Raw genomic sequence first — 19,416 nt, forward strand, 5'->3', positions numbered from 1 at the left:
CGGCAGCGGCATCGTAGAAGTATTTCCTCCAGGTTCCCTTCATGCGGAGGCCCTGGATCGGAACACTGCTGTTGGACATCTTTCCCCCCGAAAGCGAAGTGAGTCCCAAATCGAAACGCTTGATTCCGTCTAAGAACCCGTTGGGTTTTCTTAGGTTCAAGGCATTCAGATCCGAGAGCTTGAGCTCCTTGAGCTGCTGAAGACTGTCTTTCTTATTGCTCCACTGATCGATGTTCAGGTTATAGTTTGAGATCAATTGGTTGATGGAATCCAGGTTCAGGTGATCGAAATCAATTGCTCCTTTTTCCGGAAGCTTCAAACCATTCAAACCCGGTGTTTTCACATCCGGTTTATCCAGGTTCACCTCCGGCTTGTTCAGATCGGGCATCCCGATGGTCGGTGTGTTCAGATCCGGAAGACCGGCTTTTGTGGCGGCATCTTTCTTTGTTTTCCACGCTTTGTACTGCTGGAGCAGAAAGTCCAGGTAGCCCAGTTTTCCTTCCAGGCCGTAAATGTTTTTGTCGATATCGCCGATCCCGGTGTTCAGATCCCCGATCTCATGCTCGAGTTCTGCCTTGCGCATGCGGTATTTTGCAGCGGCATCATAGCTCAGGCGGAAATAACTGGGTTTTCCGGAAATGTACTTTTCATCCGAGAGTCTTCCCTGGAAGGTAAGGGGCAGGTTTTTATACTGAAACGACGTGGAAACCTCCACAAAATGATTCATCCGGCCACGCTTATCCAAAAAGTTCGATTGAACACCCGCATTGGCCCCAAGATCAATGTTCACTGCTCCAAGATGGAAGATGGAAGAGTCTGATAGATTGGATTCCTGACCGAATAAGATCGAAAAGGGCAAAGTGGATAGTATGATAGCGGTACATTTCAATTTTAGGAGATTGAGGTAACAAATATAGTAATCCGGGTAAAAGAAAAAAGTGAAATTCAATGGATTAGGACACCGGTACGTAGATCAACTAAAATTATTTTTTTCTCCTTTTCAGGAGTGGCGGGTGTTTTTTGTTAATAAACGTGAAAAAAATATTTTCAATGACAAATCTGTTTTTTAACAGTTTAAATGTACTTTGTTTAATTAATCTCTCATCTGTGTGGATTTGTCGGAATCTGAATTGTCGTTATTTGGAAAATGATCCGAAGTAGTTGAAATGATACTGTTTTTATTCAGATTAACTCAGCTTTTTGCATGATTTTTTGACTCCTCCACAGATTTATGTGCCGATCTGGTTTCGGACTGGAATCGAAACGCCAAATGGTCATATTACAGGCGATTAGTTGTAATTACTGTTCTTTGAGACTTTTCAATCCTTCCGAAAAGCACTTAGCGTTATCATGCCAGCCTATTTTTCTGTTTTGCCGGATTAACTTTCTGTAAAGTTGAATCAGTTCTTTCTTCCGTCCGGATTTCTCCAGTATGGATATTTTCCAATTGATCAGCGAACTCCCCGATTCACAAGCGTAAAAAAGATTGTCAAATTTCTTTTCAGAAGTGTTTTCATCCAATATTTGATCCACATACGTAAGTGCCAGGTCAATATTTCCTATTGCAAAATACGTAATTGAAATGCGGTACAATGCCACTTCTCTAAATCTTCCGGAACTATCCATTTCAATAATCTGCAGGTAATCAGAAAGTGCATTTTGGTAGTTGGTTGATTGAGAATAAAATATTCCCCGGTTTAATAAGAAGTCCAGTTTAGTCGTTTGAAAGTTTCCTTCCCCAATCTTTATATCCCGATCAATTAAATAATTCAAATCGTTGATCAGTTGTTTCGTTGCTGTGGAATCGGTTCTTTTAGTAGATACATTACTTTGGACTAGCAGTGAAACCTGCATTTCGGCACGTTCCCACAGAAGGGCATGATACTTTGAAGAGTCTTCCTGAATAGCCTGATACTGTAATTCTTTTGTGATTTCAAGAATTCTTCCCGGATAGAATAGTGACGGATCCGGTTGGGAAAAGCACTTCAAAGAAAAAAGTAGAAAGAGCAAAAATAGTCCGATAGGCTTCATAAAAACACGGGATTAATCTACCTTACATTTGATGTTGAAATCGGTTCATTTAACAATCGAAAAATGAGCGTGACAACGAGTACTGATAGCTATCGGGAGAGGACAAAATAAAGGTCGAGAAGTTTTTTTCTCAGTCTTTATTTTTTTGCACATCGGGCTGGAAAGAAATCGAACTTTTTGGAGGATGTTAGAAAACTTCATTCTTTGGTTGTATAGTAATCTATTTGAGAAACCTCACCACCAAGATTGATAATTATATGGGTACGTTTATTTTCATCTTTGTACTCATGATTTTTGTAGATGGAAATATTATGTTCACTAAAGTCATTTGTTAAAGTAAACATTTGATCTGCTAAGATTTTCTTTAGCCATTCTTCTGAATTACGAATTCCAATCTTTTCAAGATGAAAGCCATAAATAATGATTAACTGTTTCATAGGGTAGATATGCATCATTTATATTTTTAATCATATATAATAGTTTACTGATTTTTTCTGAAAAATGCAATCGATTCCGAGATTAATTACTCAGATTTTTCACCATTGTATATAGAATCCTTGATAATTCGTCTGCTTTTTTCAAAAATGAATTGAAAGTGCTTTCTTCGATAGAATTAGAATCATATAAGATGTCTAGAATAGCGACACATTCAAAAACAGAACCTCTTGAAACAATGAAAAAATTGCGTCTATCTGGCTTCGAAAATCGTCCGGAACCTTCAGCAATGTTTAAGGCGATACTAAACGAAGCTCTCGATAATTGATCTTTTGTTGTTTTATCCAACTGGATTGATTGAATCAGTTGCTTAGATTCTAAATGAAAAGCCTTAGCTTTTTTATAAACTTCCAGATTCTGAAACTCAAACATAGTAGTGAAATGTAGTTGTTACTTGAGTATATGGATTCTTTTTCAGAACTACAATTGAATCATCATTCTCGTTCTGTTTCTCATTCTGAAAAATAACGGCTCGCAAAAGAATGAGAAAGAGAAGCAGAATGAGGACAAAAAAATACGGCTGCAAAGTTAAAACTTCACAGCCGTTATTTTTTTTGGTACCCGAGGCCGGAATCGAACCGGCACTCCCGAAAGAACAGGATTTTGAATCCAGCGCGTCTACCAGTTCCGCCACTCGGGCTTTTTCTGCGGACGTGCTCACTTATATAAGTAAGCGGGTGCAAAAATAAGGAATTATTTTAATTCTGCAAATCATCCGGTAAAAAGAAATGCGTGATTATATTCCGGGATTGCGTAATGAGCTGAATTTTAAAGGGTAAAAAAGCACGATTATCTGCAAAACAATCGCGCTTTTCGGGATTATTGAATGATTAACTCGCTCCACCACCGCCTCCGGTGCATTTTCTATAGGTTATAATGATATCGATAGCGGCTGAAGTCACGGAACCTGTTCCAACAACCGGATCCGGGACGTAGTCGATGTAGCTGATAAAATACCCGCTTGGAGTATTTGCAATAGCCCGGGCTTTTGCCGCTGCCATTACCTCGCTCTGCTGAGTCGTAGTGATCGTTTGATTACTTGCAAATACAAAAATGCTTCCTGATGAATTCGTTAAGAGGTATTGAGTTAACGGCATTGTAACAGAACCTCCGGTACATGCCTGTGGGTCACAGTTGGTCAGAGCATCCAGTTCGTCACAAAGAGCTGTATAACCTACAACACTGCGGTCTGGCGTGCATCTCAAAGTGAGCGCCGGGGTTTTCTCATGGAACTTACTTCTGGTAGGAGAAGTGTTGGATTTTTCGCATCCGGATAAGGCTAAAGACACGGCGAAGGCAAACGCAGAAGCGCCTTTTAGAATAGTGATTTTGTTCATAAGTGAAATTTTAGTCTTCACCAAAGTACAAAATTTAGCTATCCATGATTATTCGGAATCAGAAAATTCAACTCATTTGATGATTTTTAATGTCGCGCGTTCTTCGCCTTTGAGAATTTCTACAAAATAGATTCCGTTCGACAAATCAGACAAACTGTTTAAGGTGAGAGCATTATCGTAAGCGGATTCCGCAGGGATAGTTTGCTGCATTACCATTCTGCCTGTTCCGTCGCGGAGTGAAATTTGTGCTCCCGTGAGGTCCGTTTGCTGCCATTGAATCGTAATCCGGGACGAAAACGGGTTCGGATAAGCTGAAATCCGGTTCAATGCTACCAAATCCTGGATACCCATCATGCTGCATCCATTCAGGGTTCCCGGCATGTTTGCGTCCAGCCAGATGAGTCTTCTGTGGAACCAATCTTTCAAACGCTGCACTTCTTCCGCATACGTTTGGCTCGGAGCCTGCACTTCCGGCGTTCCCGTTGCAATTCCCATGTGTCCCCAGGTATCGTAGTGCCATACCTCGCTTTCGTGAACCTTTTGCGCCACCGAATCAATTTTTGCGTCGATGTAGGATTCCTTCAATATACTTCTTCTCAAATCGTCATACCGGCAGCGAAGCTCATTGGCGAATAGTGTATCCTCAAGCAAACGGATATACCAGCCCGGAGCATGCACGTCCTGATCACAGGCGCCGTAAATAAACTGCGAACCATCTTCCGAACCGCCCCACATATCCTTTTCCGCCCAGTCGAAATCCCACACCGGGCCGGCCTTCAGCTTGCGGATCGTGCCGTCGGTTTTGTCCTTGTCTTTATAGAAATAACGACTTTTCTTGAAGCCGTCGCCGTTTCTGCACACTTCATTCACGATGAAATAATCGATAAAAGAAGGCACGTCGATATAAGCGCGGTAACCCAGGCCCGGGTTGTCAAAATTGCTTCCGTACAAAGCCGTTTCATAATCGTTGATGAAATTCTGGATGTAGGTTTTCTGCTGGGGCATGATTTCATCCGGTTTCGGGTAAACGTAAACCATGTGAATATCCAGACCCGGAAACCCGATCGGGCTGTAATTCAATTGCCAGGAATCGTCGTTGTTCCAGTAATCAATTTTCAGCATGTAGCCGCCTGTGAGGTCTATTCCGCTGATTTCAGTTGGTTCCAGTTTGGCAACATCCACCCGGTGCTTGTCCCGTTTGATTTTCTCCCCGAACAAATAGATTCCCTGGTATTCTCCGTTCAGAACTACATCCACCAGGCGCATGCGCGTTGCGTAATGTCCCATGGAATCGAAGAGATGAAACGGGATGATATTGCGTGCAAAAGACTTGTCGTTATAATTCGCCAGCAGCACCCAGTCACTTTCCGAAGGCATTCCCAGCAGGGAAGTGTCGATGGTATTTCCGTTTACATCCCACGTTTCAAGCGCAAAGGGTTTTTGAGGAAGCGTCAGGGAGTAATTTCCGCGGTATTCAATCCCTACTTTTCCATCGTAATGCAGCGGCGGATCGGTCATGTAATTCCGGGTTCCGGAGCTGTTGTAACGAATGCGCATGTCTGCCATGATTTTCGGGTCGTCCAGGATCATGTTTCCGTTTGTGTTGATCTCCACAATCGGCAGGAGCGAAGAAGTGAGTGCAAAATAGCCCGCAGGATTATTTCCGAAAGTAATGGAAAAGGAAAGCAGGGTTCCCTCATCCGCTCCGTAATTGTCATTGATGCGCAGTTTCCAGGTTCCATTCGGGTTTTGTCCATTGTTCACCAATCCCATTTGCCCCTGCGGTTTGAATGTTCCTGTAAAAGGAGCCGACCCGTTCATGATGCTGTTTGCTGCGTCTGCATTCAGACAGGTATTGGTGAAATCATCGTCTCCACCACCAATATTTGAAAACAACATGCCGGTCGTTCCATCCGGAGCAACAATCCAAACCGTTAAATCCGCATCCCAGGTATGGGTGATATTGATACAAACCGTTTCCAGTCCGAAGTTCGTTGTATCGATCACATTCGGAAGCCCGCTGACAGTCACCGGGATGTCAATCGTTGTGTTGTCATTGATGGGGCCGGAACCTCCGTTAAATGTTTGGCAAAATGCTGAAAATGAAATGCTTGAAAGCAGAATAGAGAGCGCGTTTTTCATTGTTGTCGTAGTTCTGGAACGAATGTAGCTTAAAATTGGATTAATGATTTCTTCACATTAAATTTTAACAGAAGTGCGATCCCGGGAGTGCTTGCTTAAAATCGTATCTTTGAAGCCGTGAAATACAGAAATCATGTCTAAAATTCTGATTAAAAACATCCGCACACTGTACCAGGCCGGTGAAAATTTCCCTGCATTTCTCAGTGGAGAAGCAATGAGTACCGTTCCAACGATCCACCATGCATACCTGGCGCTGGAAGACGGCGTGATTGTAGCGTATGGCCCGATGGACGAGTGGGAAGGCATTACCGACTGGAGAGGAGTGGAAGTAATTGATGCGGAAGGCCAGAGCGTGATGCCGGCGTTTTGCGATCCGCATACGCACACGGTATTTGCACGCACACGGGAAGAAGAATTTGTAGACCGGATCAAAGGGTTGAGCTACGAAGAAATTGCGCTGAAAGGTGGTGGAATCCTCAATTCTGCCCGCAGATTGGGCGAATTATCGGAAGAAGAATTGTTCCGGGAAGCCATGAAACGCATCCGCAAAATGATGGCAAACGGAACCGGAGCCGTAGAAATTAAATCCGGTTACGGACTTTCTGTGGAAGCAGAGTTGAAAATTCTGCGTGTGATCAAACGCCTGAAACAGGAATCCGGAATTGTTGTTAAAGCAACATTCCTGGGGGCGCACGCCTTTCCGAAAGAATTCAAAGAAAACCACCAGGGCTACATCGACCTGATCGTAAACGAAATGCTTCCGATCATTGCAAAAGAAGAACTGGCAGACTACATCGATGTGTTCTGCGAGCGCAACTACTTCTCGGTTGAAGAAATGCAATACATCCTGCAGGAAGGAAAAAAACTCGGATTGATCCCGAAAGTGCACGTCAACCAGTTCTCCATTTTGGGCGGCGTAAAGGCGGCAGTAGAACTGGGAGCCTTGTCCGTAGATCACCTGGAAGAATCCAATGACGAAGACATCGAAGTGCTGAAAGGAAGCGGCTGTATGCCGACGTTCCTGCCGGGCTGTTCCCATTTCATCAGCATTCCGTTTGGAAATGCACGGAAATTCATCGCGGAAGGACTACCGGTTGCACTGGCTACAGATTACAACCCGGGAACAACCCCGTGCGACAATATGCAGTTGATCTTTTCCCTGGCTTGTGTCAAAATGAAACTCACGCCGGAAGAAGCATTCAATGCGCTCACCATCAATGCGGCGTATGCGATGGGCTTGTCGGAAACACACGGAACGATCTCTCTCGGGAAATCGACCCCGCTAATCCTCACCAAACCGATTGATTCACTGGCATATATTCCGTATGCATTCGGAGAAAATCACGTTGACAGACTGATTTTTAGTTCGTTTTGATAGTGCATGAAAACCGGGTGGGCATGTTGTTCATGACGGCGGAAGAGAACGTTCAAAAAGTGTAAAAGCTCCAAATTGAACCCTTTTAACTTTTCAACTCTTGGAACTTATTTAGAGTAAATTAAACCCTTCAAATCACCTGAATTTTCGTTTAAGACGTTAATTTTACACTTGTTTAACGTCCTTTGAACAAATAGTTTGTAATTTTCGGCGTTGATATTCACATGAACAGACCGGTATTTCTGATTCTTTTTCTCATTTGCTTTCAGTCCTTCGGGCAGGAATCGGGAAAGGAATACCAATTACTCTGGGAAGTAAAGGCTACAAAAGGAAGCAAGAAGACGAGTTATATCTTCGGAAGTATGCACTCCAACGATCCGCGCCTGTTCCATTTCCCGGATTCGCTCTACACAGCTTTTACGAAGGTCGAAGCGGTGGTTCTGGAAACAGACGTCACACAGATTTACGACGAATACGACGTACGGCTGAACCTCTTCAATTTTGATCTTTTCGATAAAAAACGCTCCTTCGCGAGTTCGAAGAAAGCGACGCAAACCGTTTATGGTTCGGAAGACGGAAGGCCTCAGTTTCTCGATGCCTATTTTCAGCAGACCGGTTATTGCGGCGGAAAATTATTTTACCAGCTTGAAACGGTACAGGATCAGTTGAAATTGGCTGAAAATCCCGAATTGTTCAACACGCGGACGGCGATCAACGGCTTGTTTTTTACGAAAGAAGCATTTATCCAGACTTATCTGAACGGTGACATTGCTTCGCTGACCAACATGCTCAAGGCCCAGTTCAAGAGTTCCCCGGAAGCCTACGACGAATTGATCACCAAGCGGAATCAGACGATGGCAAAAGGGCTCGACACACTGATGCGCAAGAAAAGTGTTTTTTGTGCCATCGGTTCGGGACATTTATATGGTTCGGACGGAGTATTACAGCTGCTGCGTCAAAAAGGATTCCAGGTAAGAGCCGTAAAAGCAAGCTACGACAACACGACAACTGCAGAAAAGAAACTCATGCTTTCCTGGCGGAATTATTCAATCACCGATGAAGAAAACTCCTTCCGGATGACTTTCGGCGGAAAGCCGATTCAGCTCGAAGATGCCAACAAGAAACACTACATCTACCAGGAACTGGGGCAGGGAAATACCTTCGAACTGATTATCCACGAATCGGCAGATTACCTGGACGATAACCGCTACCATTTTGTGGAGAACGAACTGGCGAAAACCAAAGAATCCACACTAGACGCAGGTGCGCAGATGATTGAAGGATTGGTTTTTGACCCGATCAAAGGGTATCAGTGGAAACGCTTCATTCAATTCGGCGAGGTATGTTACGAACTGATCTGCTACGGCGGAAATAAATTCATGCACTCCGACCGGTCGGGAAAATTCTTCCAAAAGTTTGAAATTCTGACGGAAAAAGAATAACCAACATCCCATTGTTTATTCCTTTTTCGCAATCTTCAAATGAATTTATCGGTTAATCCTAATTTAGATGCGATTTATTGCAAAGCATGATTGAAAGAACCCTGGAACCGATTCTTCGCGAGAAATGTCGGGAAAGTAAAATTGTAGTGCTCAAGGGAGCGCGCAGAACCGGCCGGCTGACACTTGTTTCCCGTATCTTCAACCTGGAAGATTCACAGGTCGGGATCATTGATTGTTTCAATAAAAAAGAACGCAAGCAGCTGAATTCGCTCAAAGAACTGAAGGCATTCAGTGAGGGGAAGAAAGTGGTCATTATCCGCGATGCGCAGCTGCTGGAACCCTTGCAGGATTATGTTGATTTTGCGATCGAATCCGATTCCCTTGAAAACCTGATTCTGATTTGTTCCTTTGAACCGGAACTGCACGAAGATTTGTGGGAGGCATTGCGCGACCAGGGACTCGAATTGAACCTGTTCCCGCTTTCCTATGCAGAGAGTGCGAAGTTTCATGGATTGGTTCAGGAAGACAAAGACCTGGAGCAGCGCCTGATTTACGGCTATTACCCGGAGGTGATCGTCAACCCGGAAACAGCAGAAAAGACCATTTCCGACCTGCTTGAAACCAGTATTTTCACACAGTTGGGAGCTTCCGAACGCATCAACAAAAAAGAAAACCTGATCCGCCTGCTGCGCCATTTGGCATTCAATATCGGGAAAGTGATCAGTTTCAACGACCTGGGAAAAAAATGCAGCCTGGACAATGAAACGGTGGAACGTTATGTGAAACTATTTGCCAAGGCTAACCTATTGGTGCTTATTACTTCCTATAACAACGGAAACCGTTACGAACTTAAAAAGAGTCACGTGGTTTATTTCCTCGATAATGGAATCCGCAATGCCTTGATCCGGGCTTTTCAGCCTTTGGAGTTCCGCAATGACGTGGAAGAATTGTGGCGCAATTTCGTGATCAGTGAGCGTTTCAAAGCCAACCAGTATGCAGGAAAAGATCCGGAGGTATTCTTCTGGCTCACGCATACCAAACAAGAGGTCGACTACCTGGAAGTGTCCGGCGGAGAAGCTTTCGGGGTCAAAATGTGCTGGGATGATTCCAAAAAAATCAAGGTTCCGGCTTCGTTCCGTGAATTGTACCCGCAAATCAAAGTAACGGGAATCAACCGGAAAACATTCTGGACTTTCCTGCGGAAGTAGGTCGTAATTTCATGGATTTGATGTTTCATCACTGATGAGGTAACGGATGTGTTTTTTGATCTGAAAGCCTTGTGGAATCTGGCCTGTATGCAATATCGCGAACATGCGGACAAGAGCTTGTTTTTCGATCCCCGGATGAAAAGCTTCGGGATGTGACAAACCTGAAACAATATCGGTTTAGCCTGATTTTCACAGAAAAATAACACCAATTCTCAGATATCTTGAGTAAATTCACGGAAATCACAGGATGAAGACAAAAGCAGAAATCGTAGAAAACTGGCTGCCTCGCTATACCGGGGAAGAGCTGGCAAATTTCGGACAGTACATTTTGTTGTGCAACTTCCACAATTATGTAGAGAAGTTCGCAACCATTTACGGAGTAGAAGTAGTTGGTAAGGACAAACCGATGCAGTGCGCAACTGCTAACGGAATCACGATCATCAATTTCGGAATGGGAAGCGCTTCTGCTGCAACGTGTATGGATTTGTTGTCAGCAATCAAACCGAAAGCTGTTCTGTTTCTGGGAAAATGTGGAGGTTTGAAAAATAAAAGTGAAGTCGGCGACCTGATTCTGCCAATCGCAGCCATCCGCGGAGAAGGAACCAGCAACGATTATTTCCCGTCTGAAGTTCCTGCTTTACCGGCATTTGCTCTTCAGAAAGCAATTTCTACTACCATCCGCGATGCCGGTTTTGATTACTGGACAGGAACCTGTTATACGACCAACCGCCGCGTTTGGGAACACGATGAGAAATTCAAGGAATACCTCAGCAGCATTCGGGCAATGGCCATTGATATGGAAACCGCAACGATCTTCATGGTCGGATTTGCGAATAAGATTCCGACGGGAGCATTGCTCCTGGTGAGTGATCAGCCCATGACGCCGGAAGGAGTGAAAACCAGTGAAAGCGATTCGAAAGTAACTGCCGGATATGTGGATGCGCATTTGATGATCGGGATTGATTCGTTGAAGCAGTTGATCAATAACGGGCATACGGTAAAACACCTCCGGTTCTAAAAAGACGGATAGACATGTATCTATTTGCCCAGTGGTAGTAAGGGATTCAGTGTTTTTAGGTGTAAATTCTCTTCAGCGATATTTCCTGCTTGGGAGTAAATCTGGTTTCAGTTGATCATCTCTCCGAAATACGGATAGACATGTGTCTATTTGCCCAGTGGTGGTAAGGGATTCAAGAATTTCTCCCAATAAGAAGGATTCTCCCCCAAATTGGTATCTTAGTTGAAAATCAAGATGCATGAGATTTTCACTGTTGATGCTTGGGTTCGCTGCCGTATCCGGTTCTGCGTTGTCCCAGAGTAAATTGAAATATGTCGATCCGCTGATCGGGACATCCAAAATGGGACACACCTTTCCGGGAGCAACCGTTCCCTTCGGGATGGTGCAGCTAAGCCCGGACACAGATACAATTCCCTATGCCGTAAACGGAAAATACAATCCCGATGTGTACCGGTATTGTGCCGGCTATCAATACGAAGATCCCACCATTGTTGGTTTCAGCCACACGCATTTCAGCGGAACCGGGCATTCGGATCTGGGTGATATCCTGATTATGCCTACGAGTGGTAAAATCCAGCTGAATCCGGGAATTGCTACTAATCCGAAAGGGGGATTCCGGTCAGCATACAGCCACGAAAATGAAATAGCGAAACCCAATTATTACTCCGTTCTATTGAATGATCACCAGATTCGTGCCGAGCTGACGACTACTACCCGTGTTGGAATTCACAAATACACCTTTGCCAGGCAAGATTCCGCCAATATTATCCTTGACCTGGTTTCAGGAATTTACAACTATGACGGGAAGAACGTAAATACTTACGTTCGTGTGGTGGATGACTTTCACATCGTTGGCTTCCGGCAGACTTCAGGCTGGGCAAAAAACAGAACGGTCTACTTCGCAGTTGAATTTTCCAGGCCCATCAAATCCTATGGCTACGATGATTTTCAATCCAAAAAAGTGTACCAGGGATTTTGGCGGAAATTCAACCTGAAGGACAATTTCCCCGAAATGTCGGCAAACCAGTTGCGCGCCTTTTTCAACTTCGACCTGGATGCTTCGAAAGAATTGCTCCTGAAAGTATCACTCTCGAATGTGAGCATGGAAGGAGCCTTGCTGAATATGGTGTCCGAAACACCGAACTGGCGCTTTGATCAGTACCGGAAAGCGGGAGAAGCATTGTGGGAAACCGAATTGAACAAGTTCCAGGTTGAAATGCTCAACGAAGGAGATTTGATCAATTTTTATACCGCTGTTTATCACACATGCCTGGGGCCTACGGTTTACCAGGATTTTTCAGGCTCCTACCGTGGATTGGATTTTTCAGACCATTCAAACCCGGACGGACAAACAAACTATACTACTTTTTCGCTCTGGGACACCTACCGCGCACTGCATCCCCTGTTCAACCTCGTGCAGCGCAAACGAAATGCAGACATGGTGCTCTCCATGATTGCACACCAAAATCAAAGTGCGGAGAAAATGCTTCCGGTTTGGTCTCACTACGCCAATGAAAACTGGTGCATGATCGGTTACCATGCCGTTTCCGTCATTGCAGATGCATACAGCAAGGATCTGGAAGGAATTGACTACAACAAAGCACTCGATGCCTGCATTCAAACGGCTCGTACACGCTATTTCGACGGAATCGGTTCCTACATGGATTTGGGATATGTGGCAGAAGATCAAAGCTCGAGTTCGGTTTCAAAAACGCTGGAATACGCCTATGATGACTGGTGTATTGCGCAGCTGGCTTTGGGCTTGAAACGGATGGATATCTACGAAGAATTTTCCAAACGAAGCAGGAATTACCAGAACGTCTTTGATCCGAAATCCGGCTTCATGCGTGCGCGGATGAAATCCGGAAACTTCATCGACAAATTTGATCCGCTGGAAACCCACCAGGCCGGCTACATTGAAGGAAATGCATGGAATTACAGCTTGTATGTACCGCACCAGGTTGACTCCATGATTGCCTTGATGGGAGGGAAAAAACGTGTTGCGGCGCATTTGGATTCCTTGTTTACGATGCGCCTCGACGACAAGTACTTCGAACACACGGAAGACATTACCCGAGAAGGAATCATGGGGTCATATGTCCACGGAAATGAGCCTTCGCACCACGTGATCTACCTCTTCGATTGGGTGGGAAGACCCGATCTGGCTCAAAAATACATGCGCCAGGTACTTCGGACAAAATACCTCCCGAAAATGGACGGATTAAGCGGAAACGATGATTGCGGACAGATGAGCGCTTGGTACATTTTCAGTTCCCTGGGCTTCTATCCGGTGTGTCCTGGTTCCAACGAATATGCACTCGGTGCGCCTTTGGTGAAGAACGCGAAAATTCACCTCGAAAACGGATCAGATATCACCATTGAAGTCAAAAACCAAAGCGAGAAAAATGTATTTGTGAAAGCTGTTTATCTGAACGGAGCAAAACTCAAGGACTTTAGGTTGGATTATCAGCAGTTGAAAAACGGGGCGAAACTGGTATTCGAAATGACCTCCAAACCCGCAAAAACGTTCTGAGAACTTGTAGTTTAAAGTGAATTTTAAGAAAAGAATAAGATAAAAATGCTAAATTCAGCACTTAAACTCATGCTTATGAAAAGAAGAATACTACTCTCCGGCGTATTTTTTCTAGGTCTGTCTTTGTGTTCCGTGAGCCATTCTCAGGGAATCAAAAACGTCACAAGTGCCTGGAAATCCATTGCGCAAAGCGAGATTCCTGTTAGCGGAACCCGCTACATCAAACCAACCAAATTTACAACACTGCACCTGGATGTAACGTCTATGAGACAACAGCTGGCGGCGGCAAAACGAATCACCGATCCATCCTACGTTCCTGTTTTTGTGAAAATCCCGAGAGCCGACGGAACAGTTGGAATCTACCAGGTTCATGAAAACGAAACCATGTCGGAAGGCTTAGCGGCACAATTCCCTGAAATCCGTTCCTACGATGGAATTGCGATGGACAAATCGGGAGAGGTGGTGAAGTTTGACCTGACTCCGCAAGGATTCCATGCCATGACGCTGATTCCCGGAAAACCGACCTTATTCATCGATCCGTACTCTTTCGGTGGAGGTGATGTGGAACATTACATCGTGTATTCCCGGGCAGATTTCACCACAGATAAATTTTTCACCTGTGATATGGAAGCATCCCTGCTGACAGAAGCAGAAGAAAACGACCCGGTGAAATCCTTCGGAAACTGCACGAAACGAACCTACCGTCTGGCAGTAGCTGCTACAGGAGAATATACGACCTTCCAAGGAGGAACCGTTGCCCTGGCACAGGCTGCACAGGTAACAACCGTCAACCGGGTGAATGGCGTATACATGCGCGACCTTGCAGTTACCTTGACCATCATTGCAAACAACAATTTGCTCATCTATACCAATGCTTCTACTGACCCGTATACGAACGGAACACCGGGAACGATGATTACTCAGAATCAAAACAACGTGACCAGCGTAATCGGTTCTGCAAACTACGATATCGGACACGTTTTCGGAACGAACTCCGGAGGTTTGGCTGGTTTGGGAGTTGTTTGTAATTCCAGCAACAAAGCGCGTGGTGTAACAGGGTCTGCCGCTCCGGTTGGAGATCCGTTCGATATCGACTACGTAGCACACGAAATGGGACACCAGTTTTCCGGAAACCACAGTTTCAGAGGAAATGCAGGTTCGTGTTCCGGGAACGCCAATAACGGTACGGCAATGGAACCCGGTTCCGGAAGCTCCATCATGGCATACGCCGGAATTTGTTCTCCCCAGAACGTTCAGTCAAACTCAGATGACTACTTCCACGGTGTGAACATGAATGAAATGCACATTTTCCTGAATGCAGGTGGAAATACCTGTGCGGTTTCATCAGCGATTCCGAATCAGACTTCTCCTACGATCACCGGATCGGTTGGAAGTGTGACGATTCCTGCGGGAACTCCTTTTGCATTGACTGCTACGGCAACAGACCCGGATGGAGATGTGCTGACGTATTGCTGGGAACAAATGAACAACCAGACTTCAACACAACCTCCGGTTGCAACCGCTACAGGCGGGCCAAATTTCCGTTCGAAAGATCCGCAAACAAGCGGAACACGCTATTTCCCTTCCATCGCAAGCCTGATGTCAAACGGGCCGTTCACCTGGGAAGTACTTCCTACGGTGAGCAGAACCATGAATTTCCGTTGTACGGTTCGTGATAATGAAGCGAACGGCGGATGTAACGATAATGTGGATCTGACGGTAACAACCACTTCTGCAGCGGGACCATTCATTGTGAATTATCCTTCAGCTACCGGGATTTCCTGGACTGCGGGGTCTACACAAACAGTGACCTGGACAGTAGCAAATACAGATGTTGCTCCTGTAGCTTGTGCCAATGTAGACATTTTAATCTCAACAGATGGCGGAGCTACTTTCACCGTTATTGCGAACGACGTACCGAACGATGGTTCTCAGGATATCACCGTTCCAAATACGGCTACAACGACTGCAATCATCATGGTAATGTGTGAAAACGGAACCTTCTTCGATGTATCGAACAACGTATTTGCGATTACAACAACGCCTTGTAACAACCCTACCTTGCCGACACTTTCCGGTAACACGACCATTTGTCCTGGAGGAAGCACAACCATTTCGGTTACGGCTGGTTCACTCAATGATGCAACAGCGTGGAACTGGACTTCCGGTTCTTGTGGAGGAACAAACGTAGGAAACGGAACGTCCATGGTGCTTTCAGCTCCGGGAACATACTTTGTCCGCGGACAGGGAGGATGTGTTTCAGGAGGAAGCTGCCAGTCGATCACGATTACACAAACTGCGGTAAGCACGGCTACATCCGTAAGCGGAATTACGATCACAGCTTCACAAAGCGGAGCGCAATACCAGTGGTTGAACTGTTCAACAGGAAACAGCCCGATTTCAGGTGCAACTTCTCAGTCCTACACGCCTACGGTAAACGGATCGTATGCAGTGACTGTAACGCTTGGTTCGTGTTCGGTAACGAGCTCTTGTGTAAACATCACCAACCTGGGAATTGATGATCTGAACTTAGAAGATGTGTCGATCTACCCGAATCCTACGAATGGTAAAATCACGGTTTCTTTTGCGAAAGAAGTGAACCTGAAATCATTTGTAATCCGTGATGTGACCGGAAGAATGATCCGCGAAGAACAACCACAGACAACAAGTGAAATTACCTTCGATATTTCAACGGAAGCGCAGGGAATTTACTTCCTGAATGTGGAAGTGGGAAGTGCTGTTCAATCATTCAAGCTGATCAAGAATTAAACGAGCTCATAATAAATAAGAGAATCCCGGCTTCAGAATTGCTGAACGTCGGGATTTTTTTATGCCTGGATGGCTGCTAAAATGGAGCTGAGTTTGTTTTCGTCCGGTAAGAGCAGATTTTCCTCAAATGCAGTGCCGGCCTCAACCTGCGTCAAAGAAGTTCCTGAAAAATGAATGGCATCCAATCCGCTTGCTTTCAGCGCAGGAATGAGTGCTTCTTTCACGCCGCCCCCGGCCATGATTTCAATACGTCCGGCAGCATAGGAAACCAATTCCCGCAGGTGATCCATTCCCTGATCCACATTTCGTTCTGAACCGCTGGTCAAAATGCGTTTAAAGCCCATTTTAACCAATTGATCCATGGCGGTTTTCCAGTCCTGGATACTGTCGAATGCGCGGTGGAACGTAAAATCGAGTTGAGGTGCTGCCCGTTTCCAGGTTTCCAGTGCTTCCAGGTTCAGCTTGAAATCGGGAGTCAGAGCGCCCACCACAAAACCTTTGATGCCGGTATCTTTTAATTCCAGGATTTGATCGCGCATCACAACCAGTTCGTCGTAATTGTAAACAAATCCGCCGGCGCGTAAACGGATCAATGCGTGCTGTTCGAGGTGGAATGTTTGGTGAATCCATGAAACCATCGCCCGGGAAGGTGTGAGTCCGCCTTGTTCCAGTGCAATGCAGGTTTCAATGCGGTCAATTTGTTGCTTGCTGACCATTCTGGCAGCTTCGAGCGTGCCTACGCAAATTTCGATTTTCATTTCGATAAAATGATTTCATTGATAAATGTCCAGGGAGTAAATCCTGCACCGGTTTGTCCCGGCGGAATAAGTTCTTTGTTGAAAATGGTGACTTTGACGTAGCGCGCTTTCATCTTTTTCTGAACCCGGATCAGGTCGCCATTGAGCTTGGCTTTGGCAACGGTTTTGAATTTCTTTCCATCCGAACTGATCTGAATTTGGAAATGCTCCGGGCGGTAAATCCAGGATCCGGGATCGTTCAACGTTTCGATTTGAATACTGCTGAATTTGGCAAGCGTTTCCATATCTAAAGTGAACTGAATTGTATCCTCGTTAAAGCCCAGCCATTCGTTTCCTTTCCACGGTTTTCCACCAACAACACCGTCAGTCAGGCCGAGATTGCCGTTGTGGTTGTATTTTTCATGCGGTTTCGTATCAAAGGTTACCGCTTTTCCCAAAGCCAGGTGAGAAGTGAAGCGGTAGGAGCAGGTTCTGAGTTCCTGGTTCCCGATTTTGGAATGAATTTCCAGGGCCTGTGTCACCGGTTTTTCTGAACGTTTGATGTTGATGGAATTCACGGCTTCATTGTTCCGGTAAAAGCTCACCTCATTGATTGGCTTAAGAAGATCGTAAGTAATTCCGTTCTCTGAATTCTTGTATTGCAGTGTCGGATCAAGGAAAGAAGTCGAAAAATGAATTCCGTCTTTTTTCAGTTGCGGTAAATAGTATTCCGACAGGGATTCCACAAAGGAATGATACGGTACTTTACTCCGGTTCCAAAGTACTTCAGCCATCGCCAGCAAGCGTGGGAAAGCCTGGTATTCGACTGCATGGATTGTGGAAAGGTATTCAGTCCACATGTTTGCCTGTCCACCCAAAATATAGCGTTTGTACGGATCGTCGATGCCTTTTGTCGGGTCGAACTGGTACACTTTTTCCAGCGGAAGGTAACCGCCAATCGCAAGCGGTTCGGAAGGATGTCCGCTTTGATAATAATCGAAATAGCAATAGGAAGTAGGAGTCATCACGACCTGGTGTTTGAGTTTTGCAGCTGCAATACCGCCTTCCATTCCCTGCCACGACATTACCTGTGCGTTCGGAGCCAGTCCGCCTTCCAGGATTTCATCCCAGCCGATAATGGTTCTGCCTTTAGCATTGAGATGCTTTTCCATGTCGGTGATGAAAAAACTCTGCAATTCATGTGTATTGTGCAGGTGGTTGACTTCCATCACCATTTTGCACTTCGGACATTTCTCCCAATTGACCTTCGGAGATTCGTCTCCACCGATGTGGATCACCGGGTAAGGGAAAATCTCAATGATTTCATCCAGCACATCTTTCAGGAAAGTACGTGTTTTTTCCTGCGAGCAAAATACGTCGTCAAAAACACCCCAGGTTCCCACAACCGGCAGTTGCTGTTCGGTGCAGCTCAATTCCGGGTAGGCAGCCAGGGCCGCACGTGCATGACCCGGCATTTCGATTTCCGGGATGATCTCAATTCCCCGGATCCGGGCATATTCGACCAGCTTTCTGGCTTCTTCCTGTGTGTAAAATCCACCGTATTTTTGGTGTTCGTATTCGATGGGCTGCTTGCTGAAGTGCCCCATGAGTGTGCTGTCTCTCCACGCCCCAACGGAAGTAAGTTTCGGATATTTTTTGATTTCAATCCGCCAGCCCTGGTCATCTGTCAAATGCCAGTGAAAACGATTGTATTTCAGTTTGGCAATCTGATCAATCAGGGATTCGATCTCGGCGATAGTGAAAAAATGCCGGCTGCAATCCAGGTGAAATCCGCGGTAACCGAATGCGGGTTCGTCCGAAATATGAATGCCTTCAAGCACATTTGGGTCTTGGATCAATTGATTCAGCGTTTGCATTGCATTGCATAAACTTTGGTAGTTGCTGTATTGAATGGTGATTCCTTTTTCGGAAACATCCAGCTGATAGCCTTCGGTATATACCAGCGTATGGATCAACTGCAGGTGAACAGAGGCGTCTTTTGAATCGCTCAGGAGCAGATGAACACCGTGGTCGCGTTCAAACAATTCGTGGAAATAAGCATATCCCTTTTCCGAATCCCGGTTGCTTTCCAGTTTCAGTTCTCCGTTAAACACCAATTTTCCGGTAGTGTGTTCTACATGAGCAGGTTCCGGAAAAACCGGGCTGTGCTGAGCAGATAATGTGATCGTTAGAAATGAAAGAAGGATCGAAAGTGAAATTTTCATGTGTTTAAAATTGAAATCCGGAGCTGTTTCCGGAAGCGGGTAACAGAATGCAAAAGTCCGAATTGCCTGTTTTATTACCTGCTTCACAAATTAAGTATTTATAT

General features: G+C 45.3%; 14 protein-coding genes and 1 tRNA gene. 6 read left to right on the plus strand and 9 right to left on the minus strand.

Features of this window, described 5'->3' with window-relative positions; genetic code table 11:
* The 7 genes from ABDV94_RS15915 to ABDV94_RS15945 all read right to left on the minus strand — a co-directional run.
* Window positions 1–859 (minus strand): hypothetical protein (locus ABDV94_RS15915; protein ID WP_343748202.1); only part of this gene is annotated, 859 nt, incomplete at its 3' end.
* A gap of 440 nt (window positions 860–1,299) precedes the next feature.
* Entirely contained in the window at window positions 1,300–2,031 is a 732-nt protein-coding gene (locus ABDV94_RS15920; RefSeq protein ID WP_343748203.1) for a hypothetical protein, read from the minus strand.
* Window positions 2,032–2,228: 197 nt separating this feature from the next.
* A complete protein-coding gene (locus tag ABDV94_RS15925; RefSeq protein ID WP_343748204.1) occupies window positions 2,229–2,468 on the minus strand; it encodes a hypothetical protein in 240 nt (79 codons plus the stop codon).
* Between the two features lie 82 nt (window positions 2,469–2,550).
* Complete coding sequence (locus ABDV94_RS15930; RefSeq protein WP_343748205.1) at window positions 2,551–2,898, minus strand: four helix bundle protein; 348 nt, start codon at window positions 2,896–2,898, stop codon at window positions 2,551–2,553.
* Window positions 2,899–3,081: 183 nt separating this feature from the next.
* A tRNA-Leu gene (locus ABDV94_RS15935) sits at window positions 3,082–3,166 on the minus strand.
* Between the two features lie 190 nt (window positions 3,167–3,356).
* Window positions 3,357–3,863: a hypothetical protein gene (locus tag ABDV94_RS15940; protein ID WP_343748206.1), complete on the minus strand. Its 507-nt coding sequence runs from the start codon at window positions 3,861–3,863 to the stop codon at window positions 3,357–3,359.
* Window positions 3,864–3,935: 72 nt separating this feature from the next.
* Window positions 3,936–6,005, minus strand: a complete 2,070-nt coding sequence (locus ABDV94_RS15945) for a CotH kinase family protein (RefSeq protein WP_343748207.1) — start codon at window positions 6,003–6,005, stop codon at window positions 3,936–3,938.
* Between the two features lie 133 nt (window positions 6,006–6,138).
* On the opposite strand from ABDV94_RS15945, the gene hutI reads away from it, so the two are divergent.
* The 6 genes from hutI (at window position 6,139) to ABDV94_RS15975 (ending at window position 16,350) form a co-directional block, all read left to right on the plus strand.
* On the plus strand, window positions 6,139–7,380 hold the full coding sequence (gene hutI / locus ABDV94_RS15950) for an imidazolonepropionase (RefSeq protein ID WP_343748208.1): 1,242 nt from the start codon (window positions 6,139–6,141) through the stop codon (window positions 7,378–7,380).
* Window positions 7,381–7,604: 224 nt separating this feature from the next.
* The gene (locus ABDV94_RS15955; RefSeq protein ID WP_343748209.1) at window positions 7,605–8,822 is read left to right on the plus strand and encodes a TraB/GumN family protein; all 1,218 of its coding nucleotides are present in this window, start codon (window positions 7,605–7,607) and stop codon (window positions 8,820–8,822) included.
* Between the two features lie 86 nt (window positions 8,823–8,908).
* Window positions 8,909–10,030 carry a DUF4143 domain-containing protein gene (locus tag ABDV94_RS15960; RefSeq protein WP_343748210.1) on the plus strand — a complete coding sequence of 374 codons (1,122 nt, stop codon included), beginning with the start codon at window positions 8,909–8,911 and terminating at the stop codon, window positions 10,028–10,030.
* A gap of 247 nt (window positions 10,031–10,277) precedes the next feature.
* Entirely contained in the window at window positions 10,278–11,048 is a 771-nt protein-coding gene (locus ABDV94_RS15965) for an AMP nucleosidase (RefSeq protein ID WP_343748211.1), read from the plus strand.
* A gap of 238 nt (window positions 11,049–11,286) precedes the next feature.
* Window positions 11,287–13,581: a GH92 family glycosyl hydrolase gene (locus ABDV94_RS15970; protein ID WP_343748212.1), complete on the plus strand. Its 2,295-nt coding sequence runs from the start codon at window positions 11,287–11,289 to the stop codon at window positions 13,579–13,581.
* Between the two features lie 75 nt (window positions 13,582–13,656).
* Entirely contained in the window at window positions 13,657–16,350 is a 2,694-nt protein-coding gene (locus ABDV94_RS15975) for a reprolysin-like metallopeptidase (protein ID WP_343748213.1), read from the plus strand.
* 59 nt (window positions 16,351–16,409) lie between these two features.
* On the opposite strand, the gene ABDV94_RS15980 is transcribed toward ABDV94_RS15975, so the two are convergent.
* Both ABDV94_RS15980 and ABDV94_RS15985 read right to left on the minus strand, forming a co-directional pair.
* Entirely contained in the window at window positions 16,410–17,108 is a 699-nt protein-coding gene (locus ABDV94_RS15980; RefSeq protein WP_343748214.1) for a copper homeostasis protein CutC, read from the minus strand.
* Window positions 17,105–19,399, minus strand: coding sequence for a family 20 glycosylhydrolase (locus ABDV94_RS15985; RefSeq protein ID WP_343748215.1), 2,295 nt, complete (start codon window positions 19,397–19,399; stop codon window positions 17,105–17,107). The genes ABDV94_RS15980 and ABDV94_RS15985 overlap by 4 nt, the downstream gene beginning before the upstream one ends.
* Between the last annotated feature and the right edge of the window lie 17 nt (window positions 19,400–19,416).

Source organism: Fluviicola sp., assembly GCF_039596355.1.
Lineage (GTDB): Bacteria > Bacteroidota > Bacteroidia > Flavobacteriales_D > Crocinitomicaceae > Fluviicola.

Coding starts and splice junctions, on each gene's coding strand:
- ABDV94_RS15920 (WP_343748203.1), bottom strand. CDS start 2,031: ATGAAGCCTATCGGACTATTTTTGCTCTTTCTACTTTTTTCTTTGAAG.
- ABDV94_RS15925 (WP_343748204.1), bottom strand. CDS start 2,468: ATGAAACAGTTAATCATTATTTATGGCTTTCATCTTGAAAAGATTGGA.
- ABDV94_RS15930 (WP_343748205.1), bottom strand. CDS start 2,898: ATGTTTGAGTTTCAGAATCTGGAAGTTTATAAAAAAGCTAAGGCTTTT.
- ABDV94_RS15940 (WP_343748206.1), bottom strand. CDS start 3,863: ATGAACAAAATCACTATTCTAAAAGGCGCTTCTGCGTTTGCCTTCGCC.
- ABDV94_RS15945 (WP_343748207.1), bottom strand. CDS start 6,005: ATGAAAAACGCGCTCTCTATTCTGCTTTCAAGCATTTCATTTTCAGCA.
- hutI (WP_343748208.1), top strand. CDS start 6,139: ATGTCTAAAATTCTGATTAAAAACATCCGCACACTGTACCAGGCCGGT.
- ABDV94_RS15955 (WP_343748209.1), top strand. CDS start 7,605: ATGAACAGACCGGTATTTCTGATTCTTTTTCTCATTTGCTTTCAGTCC.
- ABDV94_RS15960 (WP_343748210.1), top strand. CDS start 8,909: ATGATTGAAAGAACCCTGGAACCGATTCTTCGCGAGAAATGTCGGGAA.
- ABDV94_RS15965 (WP_343748211.1), top strand. CDS start 10,278: ATGAAGACAAAAGCAGAAATCGTAGAAAACTGGCTGCCTCGCTATACC.
- ABDV94_RS15970 (WP_343748212.1), top strand. CDS start 11,287: ATGAGATTTTCACTGTTGATGCTTGGGTTCGCTGCCGTATCCGGTTCT.
- ABDV94_RS15975 (WP_343748213.1), top strand. CDS start 13,657: ATGAAAAGAAGAATACTACTCTCCGGCGTATTTTTTCTAGGTCTGTCT.
- ABDV94_RS15980 (WP_343748214.1), bottom strand. CDS start 17,108: ATGAAAATCGAAATTTGCGTAGGCACGCTCGAAGCTGCCAGAATGGTC.